Raw genomic sequence first — 11,779 nt, forward strand, 5'->3', positions numbered from 1 at the left:
TGTTGGCGCTCGCGCTCATGGCCTTTCGGACGGTGCACCGAGGAGCTTCTCGATGATGGCAGGAACCGTTGAACCGGCCGGCCCGTCCACCCGAACGGCAGCGAGCTCGTCTCGGTCGGTCGGCCCGAGGTTGGCGATGACGAGCGGAGCGCCGCGAAACACGGGTTCGAGGACGAAGTCGACCGCGGGATATACCGAAAGCGTGCTTCCGATCGACAAGACGGCATCAGCCTCCTGGGACATCTGTTGTGCGCGGGCAACGGCGGCACCCGGCAGCAACTCGCCGAACAACACGGTGGTCGATTTGAGAATGCCGCCGCAGTGGAGGCAGTGCGGGTCGTCGTCGCCTCCGACGATCCGGTCGAGGATTTCCTCTGCAGACCAAACCGTCGCACAGGAGACGCAACGAACATGCCTCAAGTTTCCGTGGAGTTCGGCGATCTCGGTTTCCGGCAGGCCTGCCTTTTGGTGGAGTCCGTCGATGTTCTGGGTGATGCAACCGACCATTCGGCCGCTCTTCCACAGATCTACGGCTGCGTAGTGGGCCGGATTCGGATGTAGGTCGCTGATGTTGAGATCCCCGGCGAGGTGGATTCGCCAAACTTCACGCCGGGCCTCGACGTCGGACAGGTAGCGGCCGATCTCGAACAGTGAAGGGTCGACTCGGGACCAGAGGCCGTCCGGGCCGCGGAAATCGGGGATGCCGGACTCGACGGAGATCCCGGCGCCCGTGAACACGAGGATGTGCTCGGCTCGACCGAGGATGGCGGCGGCTCGCTGGACGGACTCGTGCACGCCCAGCAAGATAGCGCATGGCCGGCATGTTTTCGCCCGATGGGCGGGTGTGGAGGCTTGACGGCCTGTAGCCTCGGCACTCATGAGCACATGGGTTCACCGACAGCGACTCTCGACCCGGCACAAGGTGCTGTGGGCTTTTGGGACATTCGGCGTGTCGCTCTCGTACGAGGCGTTCATCGGCTGGGTGCAGTTCTTCTACCTCGACGTTCTTCGCCTCGCCCCTCTCGCGATGACGTGGGCCTGGGTGCTGTACACGCTGTGGAACATGGTCAACGATCCGATTGCCGGTCAACTCTCCGATCGTACGAGCACCCGCTGGGGCCGGCGTATCCCATGGATCATGGGGCTGGCGATACCCTTGGGCATCAGCTTCGCGTTGATCTGGACACCGCCCGCCGGATTGGGGCTTGGCCTCGGAGGCGGCCTCTGGTGGTACTTCCTGATCGCCATTTGCGTCTTCGATGCGATGTTCTCTGCAATCACCATCAACTACGTAGCGCTGTTCCCGGCGATGTATCCGGAGCAGGGCCCGCGTGCCGCCGTGGCGGGGTGGCGGCAAGGGTTCGCGATCCTCGGTGTGATCGTCGGGGTGACGTTCGCCAAGAGTGTCGCGGATGCCGTCGGATGGGCGGCGATGGGGGTGCTGTTCGGAGCGTTGGCAAGCCTCGCGTTCTTCATCTCTCTCGGCGGGAGTTTCGAGCCTGCTCGTACGTCTGTCGCATCAGACGTTCCGTTCAAGACGGCGGTTCGGATGACACTTCGCAGCGGTTCATTCCGATGGTTTCTCGTCATGTCGACCACTATCGAGTTCACGCTCATCGTCCTTCCCGCCGTTGTACCGCTGTTCGCCAAGTACGTGCTGGGGGAGAGCGATGGTCTTCGGCAGGGCCTGATCAGCGGTGTTGCATTCGTTGTCGCCATCCCTTCGTTCGCCTTGTGGACGTGGGCGGCCAAGCGGTGGGAGAGTCGTTCGGCCATCATCGTCGCGCTCGGTCTCTTCGGTATTCTGCTGATACCGCTCGGAGTGGTCCGGTCGTATGACCAGGCACTCATTGCGGCGGCGGGACTCGGCGTCGGTCTGGCCGGACTGCTGATGCTGCGTGAAGTCATGCTGGCCGACGTGATCGATGAAGATGCCGCCCGTCACGGTGTGCGTCGCGAGGGGATGTTCTTCGGAATGCACGGGTTCGTCATCCGAGCGGCGTTCGCCTTCCAAGGCACGCTGATCGGCGGGATGCTGGCGATCACCGGTTACGACCCTGCACTCGTCGCGCAGCCGCAGAATGTCGCGTTGGGACTCCGGATCCTCATCTCCGGCGCGCCGCTGATCGCAGTCCTCATCGCTGTCTACGCTGCGCGCCGGTACTCATTGCACGGGGAGCGTCTCGCAGCGGTGAAGGCGGCGACGCCCTGATGGATTGTGTCGTGCTCGCCGGCGGGGTGCCGATGCCGGGCGACAGCCTCTATCCGTTGACCCGGGGACTCCCGAAGGCGCAGGTCGAGGTCGCGGGCAGGACCGTCGGTCAGCGGGTCATCGACGCGCTGACGGACGCGGAGACGATCGATCATATCGTGATCGCGGGGATCGAGCCCGGGGTATTCATGTCTCCGAAGATCGTCGAGACGGTCCCGAATCGTGGCGGCCTCGTCGACAACTTCATGGCGGGCGTCGACGTGTTGCTTGCCCGCGACCCCGACATGTCGATTGCCGCGGGCTGTACATCCGACGTCCCACTGCTGAGCGGGGCCATGGTCGACTGGTTCACCTCTGCAGCCGGAGCGCACGACGCGGTGGCCGGGGTGATCCGTCGCGAGGCCGTCGAGGCCGGTTACCCCGACTACCCGAACGAGTACTGGCGTCTCACCGACGGTGAATTCACCGCGGCCGACTTCATCGTTTTCCGTCCGGCGTTGGCGGTTGACCTGAAGTCTCGCCTCGAACCGTTCGCCGGAGCGCGCAAGAACGCTCTGCAAACCGCGCGACTGATCGGATGGGGCCTCCTGTTCCGGTATCTGTTTCGGCGTCTCGGCCTCATGCAGGCGGAGAGAAGCATCTCGAAGACTCTCGGACTCGGCCTCCGGATCCTCGACGTTCCTCATCCGGAGATGGGGCTCGATCTCGATCTCGTGGAACACGTTCCGGTATTGGAGCGTTGGGTGGCGAGGCGCTAAGGAACGCCGCCCCCATTGCCGATGGAGATGTGTAGCCACTCGTGAGGAAATGACGTGAAGCCCATGCAACTCGCCGGTCCGATCGCTGCCGCCTCCACGTTTCCCGACGAAGTGGGGAGAATCGCAGCAACCCTCCAGTCTGTTGCCGACCATCTGGAGCTTCGGATCCGTGAGATGGAGACACTCGACCGCATCACGACCTTGATCAACGATGGTCTTCTCCTCGAGGACGTTCTCGAAAAGGTCTATGAGAGCTTTCGAGGAGTCATCCCGTACAACAGGATCAGCTTCTCACTGATCGAGGGTGATCGCGTGTTCGCCAAGTGGGTGAAGTCCGACCTTCCGACGGTGAAGCTCCTCGTGGGCTACTCGGCGGATCTGGAGGGAAGCAGCCTCCAAGACATCATCGAAACCGGGAAGCCCAGAATCATCAACGACGTGGGCGCGTACTACCGGTACAAGCCGGACTCGAAATCCACCAGGCTCATCTTCGAAGAGGGCATCAGGTCGTCGCTCACCTGTCCATTGACGAACAACGGGACGGCGGTCGGGTTCATGTTCTTCTCAAGTGTGGCCCGTAACGCGTACACTCCCGACCATGTCGCAACATTTCTGCGCATCGCCTCGCAACTCTCGACCATCGTCGATCGCGGGCGCATGATGTCGGAGATAGCGTCGCGTGGGGCTGCGATCGAGGAGCAGAACAGGGAACTGGCTCGGCTGAACGAGACCAAGGATCGTTTCCTTGGCATGGCCGCCCACGACCTGCGTAACCCGGTCTCCATCGTGCTCATGGCGGCCGAGTATCTGGCAGCCTGTGCCGTGGATGAGGAGCATCGTATCTTCGTCGAAGATATCGTCCAGCAAGCCCGGTACATGCTCGAACTCATCAACGATCTGCTTGACGTGTCCCAGATCGAGTCCGGGGCGCTCGAGCTGTATCGCCAGGAGGTGGACCTCTACGAGTTCCTCAGCCTCGAGGTGAAACGACATAGGCAGCTGGCGAAGGGCAAAGGCACGACGGTCGAGTTCACGCCGAGCGAGGGCGGGCTCGTACAGGCCGATCCGGCACGCCTTCGCCAAGTGGTGGATAACCTGATTTCGAACGCTGTCAAGTACTCGCCTCCCGGCAGCAACGTGCGTGTCTCCGTCCACGAACTGTCTCCCGGGTGGAAGATTCAGGTCCAGGACGAAGGTCCGGGTGTCAACAGCGCCGATCGGGAACGGCTGTTCAGCTACTTCGGGAAGCTGTCCAACCGGCCGACCGGTGGAGAGGCGAGCACCGGACTCGGGATGGCGATCAGCCGGCGGATCGTCGAAGCACACGGCGGCGAGATCGGGCAGGATCCCGCGCCCGGTGGCGGAAGCATCTTCTGGTTCACCTTGCCCTAGAGAGGCAGGCACCCCAAGCTCCACGTTCCGCCACCGGAGCGCCGACCGTGATGATCAGAATCGCTCGAAAGCGACTCGTTCGAGCGTGTCGAAGTCGTGCACGGCAATTCCACCTTGGGTGATCGTGTAGATGTTCGGTCCGATCACCATCGTTCGAATGGGCGTCCAGCGCCACGGCTCGAGCCGTTCCAAGTCCTTCCCGGAGATGGGCCCGTCCTCGAAGGCACGCAACACCTTCTCGAAGGTGAGGTGCCTTCCGTCCACACGTACGGCGAGAACGCCGGTGTCGTACGAGGATCCATCACGTTCCCATCCTTCGTATGGGGTGAGTACGAGTCCGTTCCAGAACGTGAACGCGTGGTGGTCGTTTTCGGCCTGTGAGTAACCGCCGTCCATCGCCACCTGATCGATCTTGACGGGATGCGCAGGGTCGGAGACGTCGAACAGCGAGAGTTGCGTGCCCTTCGTCCTGCCGGTCTTGTCGGCGTCCTGGCCGAGTCCGAGGAGTAGACCTTCACCGACAGGGTGCAGGTACGCGGAGTACCCAAGGATCTTGAGCTCACCGACGACGCTCGGTCGTCTCGGATTCGACAGGTCGATCGTGTAGAGAGGGTCGGTCTGACGGAACGTCACGACGTACCCGATGTCGTCGATGAAACGCACCCCGAAGATGCGCTCGCCGCGTCCAAGACCGTCGATTCTGCCCACCTCGGCGAGCCGGTTGCCCTCGAGTTGCAGGATCGTCACCAGGCTCTCGGACTCATCGGACCACCACCAGCCTTGTGGGGCGGTCGTACTTGCCACGCGCAGTGATCCGTCGTACTCGTCCATCGAGAACTGATTCAGCAGAAACCCGGTGACTTCGCCACTGGCCACATAGCGAGGGCTGCCCGAGGTGTCGAACATGTGGATCTTGCTGCGATACCTCTCCGCTTCGTCCCTGATCTCGTTTTCCTCCAGCAGTCCCCAGTCCATCCACGGCTGGGTGGCCACGTAGACGTGCTCGGCCGTCGCATACAGCGTGCTTCCCGATGCAACGACACCCGCGTCGTCCCACGAGCCGATCCCGTCCTCGAGGTCGAAGGTCAGAATCGAGAGCGTGTTCAGACCAGAGAACTCATTGGGCGCCATCACCGACGAGCAGTCGAGCAGCCTGCCTTCGGTGGTGCGGCCGGCACTCTCGAGGACGTAGTAGGGCAGCCAGTTGTCGAGCTTCGAGTCTCGAACGATCTGCTGGTTCTTGGAGGTGGCGACCCGTTCGGATCGAAGCCCGGATCCCTCCGGATACGCCCAGTCGAAGCCAACCGGCGAAGAAGTGATCGCGACGGTTGCCCGAGAACCCACGAGGCGAGATGACACGTACCCGCCGTCCAGCCAGAGCGTCTGGACGAGCTTGGGGCGGTACGGATCGGACACGTCCACTTGGGCCAGACGGGTCACGGCCGACTGTGGAGGCGCTATGCCCGTATCAAATGCCAGGGGTCGCGGGCCGCCCTGCCAGTCCTGGCCGATCAGTACGACGGTGTCGCCGAAGAGCAGCATCTGGCTTGGCCACCAGTCACGAAGCTCGAGGCTCCCCGCGATCTCGACCCCATTGCTCTTCGGGAGCGCTATCTGCAAGGAACCGTTCACCAGAGCGAAGATGCGGTTGCCGTCGGTCTTGACGATATCTGCCTCGTCGACGCCTGCGACCTGCACATTGGTTCCGGAGTAGTCCTTTGTGCTGGATGCCTGGGTCGTCGAAGGCGACGTGATCGGGCCCGGTGCGCCGCGGACTGCGTCCTCTTCGAGGAAGGCGGGTCCGTACGGCCCATATCCCGGCAGACCGTATGGCCCCACGAGCGGTAGCGCCTGCTCGATGTAGTAATCGAGCAGATCGTCACACTGGCTGAAGCTGTGCAGCGCGGCACCGAATACACCGGGCGTGGTTGGTTGTGTCGTTGTGCTGCCCACGGTGCCGACCTCGGCACAGGCGGACATCAAGAGTGCAAGTACGGTGAGCAGGATCGTGAATCGGCGCATGGTTCCTCCGTTCGTTCGCCGCTTGGACGGCTCGAGGGGCCTGCCGGGTTCCCGGAACCGGCGGTGGGCGGCGATTGCGTCCCTGTGATGCCTGTGTGAGACTGGCGGCCATGGCAACCTCAACCGAGCTTGATGCAGTACTCGAAGTCGTGCGCAGTTTCATCGATCAGGAGGTCATTCCGGTCGAATCCAAGTTTCTCGCAGACGGTTTTGCGGGGGTCTTTCTCAAGCTGCAGGCACTCCGCCACCTGGTCAAAGAGATGGGTCTGTGGGTTCCTCATCTGCCGGAGGAGATGGGCGGCCCAGGGCTTTCGCTCGTCGAATTCGCACAGGTAAGCGAGCAACTCGGCCGGACTCCGCTTGGACATTTCGTATTCAACGCCCAGGCTCCCGATGTCGGAAATATGGAGCTGCTGCTGGGTCACGGAAGCCCGGCACAGAAGCAGAAATGGCTGCTCCCGCTGATCGACGGCGAGATCCGGTCGTGCTTCTCGATGACAGAACCGGGCCGTGCAGGGTCGAATCCCACATGGCTGGCGACGACTGCGACGAGAGACGGGGATCACTACGTGGTCAACGGTGACAAGTGGTTCACGTCTGCCGCCGAAGGAGCCGCGTTCACCATCGTCATGGCCGTGACGAACCCACAAGCTTCGGAACGTCATCAGAGGGCGAGCATGATCATCGTTCCCACCGACACTCCTGGTTTCGAGCTGGTGCGAAACACGTCCGTGATGGGGGAGGCCGGTTCAGGATGGGCGAGCCATGCAGAGGTTGCGTTCACCGATTGCAGGGTGCCCGTGGAGAACCGGATCGGAGCCGAAGGTGCGGGGTTTGTCCTGGCACAGGAACGCCTGGGTCCAGGGCGCATCCACCATTGCATGCGCTGGATCGGCATCTGTGAGCGAGCCATCGAGATCATGTGCCGTCACGCGGTCGATCGGGAACTTGCTCCGGGGAGGCCACTCGCATCACGCCAGGTCGTCCAGCACTGGATCGCGGACAGCAGGGCAGAGGTGAACGCATCCCGACTGATGGTGCTCGACGCGGCGGCGAAGATCGAACGGGAGGGGAGCCGTGGGGCTCGCACCGAGGTTTCGGCAATCAAGTTCTACGTTGCCAACACGCTCGGCAGAGTTCTCGACAGGGCCCTGCAGACACTCGGTGGGATGGGAATGACCGACTACACGCCGATCGCCTTCTGGTTTCGACATGAGCGGGCCGCTCGCATCTACGACGGTGCCGACGAGGTGCACCGCAATGTCGTCGCCCGCACGGAACTGGCGAAGTACGGATATCAGGGTCGATGAAACCGGAGCAGGCGAGTTCCGTCCGTGTCGGAGAAGAGTTCGACGTCGATGCCCTGCAGCGGTGGCTGTCTTCTCGTTTTCCCGAGTTGAGCGGACCGATCGAGGTCTCCCAGTTCCCATCGGGTCACTCGAACCTCACGTACCTGCTCGGCATCGGAGATCACCAACTGGTCCTGCGCCGCCCCCCGTTCGGAGCACGTGTCAAGTCCGGTCATGACATGAGCCGTGAGTACCGCATCCTCAGCCATCTGCGACCGGTCTGGCCCAAAGTGCCGGAGCCGATCGCCTTCTGTGAGGACCCTTCGATTCTCGGAGCGCCCTTCTACCTGATGGAGCGAGTGGACGGCATCATCCTTCGCGGTGGGACTCCACCGCCGGATGCTCCGACGATGCGTCGCATCTGTGAAGCTTTCGTGGAGACGTTGGCGCAGGTCCACGGCATCGATGTCGTCGGCGCCGGGCTCGAGATGCTCGGCCGTCCCGGCGGCTATGTCGAACGTCAGGTCAACGGCTGGTCTCGCCGTTGGAACGATGCAATGATCGAACCCGTGGCGTCGATCGACCAGACGATCACATGGCTCGCGGCGAACCGACCGTCCGAGACGGGTGCCGTACTCATTCACAATGATTTCAAACTCGACAACCTCGTTCTCGACCCCGACGATCCGAGTCGCGTGCGCGCAGTCCTCGATTGGGAGATGGCAACGCTTGGCGATCCACTCATGGATCTGGGATCCAGTCTCGCCTATTGGGCGGAGCCGGGCGATCCTCCTGCGTTGAGGAACATAGCGGGAGGACCGACAACGGCACCCGGGAGCAGCACCCGTGTCGAGATTGCAGAACGCTACGCAGGGATCAGGGGCATCGATATCGAGCAGCTGATGTTCTACTACGTGTTCGGGTTGTTCAAACTGGCCGTGATCGCTCAGCAGATCTACTACCGATACCACCACGGGTTCACGCACGACGAACGATTCGCCGCGTTCGGAGCGGGAGTGGCCATGCTTGGTGATGTTGCGCAGCAGGCCATTGTCAGCGGGGAGATCTCGCGGAGTTGATCAGCGCAAACAGCGCCGGTCGGGGGTTGCATCGGCGGTCGATGAGGCCGTGACGGCGGTAGTAGCCGCGGTCGTGGTCCATGAAGCCGTCGAGGAACATCGGAACGTCAGGATGTCGCAGCCTTACAGTCAACGCCTCGGTGGCCAGGCGTGCGATGTATCCGTCGTCGTCGAATACGCCGCTTTCGTCACCGCGGGGCATCTCGATGCTCATCGATGCTCCGACGCCGATCGTCCGAGCCGTCTGGATGGCCATGGACACGGCTTCCGCGACGGGGTGTCCGGGAGCGGCCCGGTAGACGAAATCCTCGAATACATCTGCGGCCCCTGCATCCACGAAGTGGGAAAGGAGATCATCGGCGCGCGGATCGAATCCGTGTGTGACGAAGTGCTGGACATCGCCTGATCCGATCGGGACGATGGGGGCGAGGGCCCTGGGAACCGGAGATGGGCCGAGGCTCGAGAGCACGGTTTCGATCTGGTCCGGTTGGACGATGATCTCCCAGCGGACGACGGCAGGTGCGCTCTCGTCGATGGCACTTGCGATAGCGACATCGGGTACTCCCGCCGAGAAGACGGTAAAACGCATGCCCAGCCGGGCGAGATCGTTGATGCGCCGGCGTCGCTCGGCATGCATGATGTCTTCTGCCGGAATGCGAACGTCGGAGATTCTCGACTCCCTGAGGGCAAGCAGGGGGTAGTCGTTACGAACCATCTTTCGCACGAAGGGATCGAGCCCATCGGTCGGAAAACCGACCGTTGCCATCCAGTCGTGGCGCAGTGTGACTCCGATCGGGCAGGTCCAGTCCGACGCAGCCGACGTTTTGGCCGGCACAGGAAGGGAAGCGCTGCCGGTGTTTCCGTACGTGCGGACCGGCCGAACGGCATGCCCATCGGAGGTGACCTCGACGATGAAGAATCCCAGTTTCGCGCGGTCGTCGCGTCCCGCTTCTGCTTCAGGCGGGATCGCCGCCAGCTCCGAGTAGTCCGGTCTCACGAAACCCGTCGATGGGAGAGTGTAGAAGTCACAATGGTGACGGTTGTACAGGAAGTTGTGCACGTGGCCGGAGAACCAGGCTTCGACGGAGTGGCGTTCGATCAGATCGATGAGCCAGGATCTGGCCGGCTCTGCAAGGTTGTCGTAGTTCTCGGCCTCGTTTGGGTCGCGGATGAACGGCGGATAGTGGCTGAACAGGAAGATGCGCCGTCCCGCCGCTGCGGTGAGATCGTTCTCCAGCCATCGGCGTTGCCGATGTTCTCTCTCGAGTCCCGAGTTGAGGATCGGAGTGTCGATGAGCACGAAGTGACAGCCACCGTGGTCGAACGACCCGTAGGCAGGCCCCCAGTACCGTTCGAAGACTTCGTAGGCGGTGTCGCGTACCTGGGGGACCGCGACGTGTGGATTCGGCTTGTCACCGACGTCGTGGTTCCCGGGCAGATGACGCACGGGAACCTCGATGCCTCGGTAGAGGTCGGCGGCGAGGCGTACGGCGGCTTCGTGTCCGGCTTCGACCGGAAGGGGATGGACGATGTCTCCCAGGTGAATGACGAACGAAGGTTTCAGCCGATTGATCAGATCGACTACGAACCGGTTGCGTTCCAGCATGGCACCGTCAGAGGGGTACCCGCCGGAGTCCTCTCGGCGGATGTGGGAGTCGGCGATGACGGCAAACCGAAATGTCGACGGGGGAGCGCTCAACGCGAGCTCTCATCCCTCACGTTCGGTCCCTCGTATCGCGCCACTCGACCTCCAGAGCGCGCCACGAGAAGCAACGGGCATGTCCATGGATGGGAGTCCATGGAGTCCACAGCACGAACCAACGCCTCACGTGAGATGATCTCGGGTCCCTTCACTGCGATCAGGGTGGATCGGTCGACGCCGTGGAGGACCTGATTTCCGTGCACTCTCTTGATCGCCTCGGTGGCAGCCACGTAGCCTGCGAGTGCGTCGATATCCTGAGATGCGAACTGTTCGAGCATGTCATCGATTCTCTCGATCGTCGCATTGTCCGGGAACGGTCCATCCACGAACACCAGCGTGTCGATATCGGGCGACAGCTGGGCCAGGCGTTGTAGGAGGGTGGGCGCATGCACTTGAAGTGTGGGGCCTGCGAAGCGACCGCCCATGACAGCGAAGACCATGACGTGTCCTTCGTCCGCCCACAGTCCGAGTTGGCGGGAATCGAAGGGGCGTAACATGTGTGGGCTTGTGACAGGTGGGAATCGCATGGAGCCAACTAGTGTAGAGCGTGTTCCATCGGATGCCTCTTTGCTAGTGCCGGGTGAACGCGAATGATGACTGCCGCCATTCTCCTCGCCGGAGGGTCCGGTTCCAGGGCAAGGATCGACGTCAACAAGGTGTACCTCCCCATCCGAGGACGTCCAATGTTGGCCTATTCGCTCGACACGATGGGCAACTCCGAAGCAGTGGACATGATTGTGCTCGTGATCCGCGACGTAGATCGTGAGCAGGCAGAGCTGCTCGTGCAACAGAACGAGACGGGAACGCCGACCAGGATTGTCGAAGGGGGTCGGACTCGCCAGGCGAGCGAATACGAGGGCCTGAAGGCTCTGACGGCTCGGATCGAATCCGGTGAGATCGATTGCGTCGTCATTCATGACGGGGCGAGGCCCTTCATGTCCACCAAGCTCCTCGAACTCGTCATCGAACGCGCACGTAGCGATGGAGGAGCGATTCCCGGCTACGTTCCCGAGGAGCCTCTCTACGAGACGAAGGATGGGCTCATCGTGTCCCTCGCCGGCGAAGATCTTCGGAAGGTACAAACGCCCCAGGGTTTCCACGCGTTGCCGCTCCTTCACGCTTATCGACGTGCAGCGAGAGCTGGATTCGAGGGTGTTGACACCGCTGAGACCGTCGAGCGTTTCAGCGATCTCCCCATTCGTTTCGTTCCGGGAGATCCCCGGAACATCAAGGTCACGTTCGTCGAGGACATCTTTGTCGCCGAGGATCTCGCGTACGACTGGCGTGACGGAAGCTGGGACGCCGACGGCGTGTGAGCAATTGTG

The 11,779-nt window shown here is 62.3% G+C and carries 10 protein-coding genes; 6 read left to right on the forward strand and 4 right to left on the reverse strand.

Features of this window, described 5'->3' with window-relative positions; translation table 11 throughout:
• Nucleotides 1–15: 15 nt before the first annotated feature.
• Nucleotides 16–795: an NAD-dependent deacetylase gene (locus tag GWP04_01545; GenBank protein ID NIA24233.1), complete on the reverse strand. Its 780-nt coding sequence runs from the start codon at nucleotides 793–795 to the stop codon at nucleotides 16–18.
• Nucleotides 796–877: 82 nt separating this feature from the next.
• Between GWP04_01545 and GWP04_01550 the strand changes: the two genes are divergently transcribed.
• The 3 genes from GWP04_01550 to GWP04_01560 are packed head-to-tail and all read left to right on the forward strand — an operon-like array spanning nucleotide 878 to nucleotide 4,362.
• Nucleotides 878–2,212, forward strand: coding sequence for an MFS transporter (locus GWP04_01550; GenBank protein ID NIA24234.1), 1,335 nt, complete (start codon nucleotides 878–880; stop codon nucleotides 2,210–2,212).
• Nucleotides 2,212–2,970, forward strand: a complete 759-nt coding sequence (locus GWP04_01555) for an NTP transferase domain-containing protein (protein ID NIA24235.1) — start codon at nucleotides 2,212–2,214, stop codon at nucleotides 2,968–2,970. The genes GWP04_01550 and GWP04_01555 overlap by 1 nt, the downstream gene beginning before the upstream one ends.
• A gap of 54 nt (nucleotides 2,971–3,024) precedes the next feature.
• Nucleotides 3,025–4,362, forward strand: coding sequence for a GAF domain-containing protein (locus GWP04_01560; GenBank protein NIA24236.1), 1,338 nt, complete (start codon nucleotides 3,025–3,027; stop codon nucleotides 4,360–4,362).
• A gap of 54 nt (nucleotides 4,363–4,416) precedes the next feature.
• On the opposite strand, the gene GWP04_01565 is transcribed toward GWP04_01560, so the two are convergent.
• Nucleotides 4,417–6,384: a hypothetical protein gene (locus GWP04_01565; GenBank protein NIA24237.1), complete on the reverse strand. Its 1,968-nt coding sequence runs from the start codon at nucleotides 6,382–6,384 to the stop codon at nucleotides 4,417–4,419.
• A gap of 110 nt (nucleotides 6,385–6,494) precedes the next feature.
• Here GWP04_01565 and GWP04_01570 point away from each other — a divergent pair, with 110 nt between their 5' ends.
• Nucleotides 6,495–7,694 (forward strand): acyl-CoA dehydrogenase, encoded by a 1,200-nt coding sequence (locus tag GWP04_01570; GenBank protein NIA24238.1) that lies wholly within the window; start codon nucleotides 6,495–6,497, stop codon nucleotides 7,692–7,694.
• A complete protein-coding gene (locus tag GWP04_01575) occupies nucleotides 7,691–8,752 on the forward strand; it encodes a phosphotransferase (GenBank protein ID NIA24239.1) in 1,062 nt (353 codons plus the stop codon). Before GWP04_01570 ends, GWP04_01575 begins: the two co-directional genes overlap by 4 nt.
• On the opposite strand, the gene GWP04_01580 is transcribed toward GWP04_01575, so the two are convergent.
• Both GWP04_01580 and GWP04_01585 read right to left on the reverse strand, forming a co-directional pair.
• Nucleotides 8,727–10,451, reverse strand: coding sequence for a hypothetical protein (locus GWP04_01580; protein ID NIA24240.1), 1,725 nt, complete (start codon nucleotides 10,449–10,451; stop codon nucleotides 8,727–8,729). The genes GWP04_01575 and GWP04_01580 overlap by 26 nt on opposite strands.
• Complete coding sequence (locus GWP04_01585; GenBank protein ID NIA24241.1) at nucleotides 10,448–10,951, reverse strand: hypothetical protein; 504 nt, start codon at nucleotides 10,949–10,951, stop codon at nucleotides 10,448–10,450. The genes GWP04_01580 and GWP04_01585 overlap by 4 nt, the downstream gene beginning before the upstream one ends.
• Before the next feature lie 96 nt (nucleotides 10,952–11,047).
• Between GWP04_01585 and GWP04_01590 the strand changes: the two genes are divergently transcribed.
• A complete protein-coding gene (locus tag GWP04_01590) occupies nucleotides 11,048–11,770 on the forward strand; it encodes an NTP transferase domain-containing protein (protein NIA24242.1) in 723 nt (240 codons plus the stop codon).
• Nucleotides 11,771–11,779 lie beyond the last annotated feature (9 nt).

This window comes from Gammaproteobacteria bacterium (assembly GCA_011682695.1).
Classification (GTDB): domain Bacteria; phylum Actinomycetota; class Acidimicrobiia; order Spongiisociales; family UBA4744; genus BMS3Bbin01.

Excerpts from the sequence above, each read along its gene's own strand:
- GWP04_01550 (NIA24234.1), top strand. The coding sequence starts at position 878 with ATGAGCACATGGGTTCACCGACAGCGACTCTCGACCCGGCACAAGGTG.
- GWP04_01555 (NIA24235.1), top strand. The coding sequence starts at position 2,212 with ATGGATTGTGTCGTGCTCGCCGGCGGGGTGCCGATGCCGGGCGACAGC.
- GWP04_01565 (NIA24237.1), bottom strand. The coding sequence starts at position 6,384 with ATGCGCCGATTCACGATCCTGCTCACCGTACTTGCACTCTTGATGTCC.
- GWP04_01570 (NIA24238.1), top strand. The coding sequence starts at position 6,495 with ATGGCAACCTCAACCGAGCTTGATGCAGTACTCGAAGTCGTGCGCAGT.
- GWP04_01575 (NIA24239.1), top strand. The coding sequence starts at position 7,691 with ATGAAACCGGAGCAGGCGAGTTCCGTCCGTGTCGGAGAAGAGTTCGAC.
- GWP04_01585 (NIA24241.1), bottom strand. The coding sequence starts at position 10,951 with ATGTTACGCCCCTTCGATTCCCGCCAACTCGGACTGTGGGCGGACGAA.
- GWP04_01590 (NIA24242.1), top strand. The coding sequence starts at position 11,048 with ATGACTGCCGCCATTCTCCTCGCCGGAGGGTCCGGTTCCAGGGCAAGG.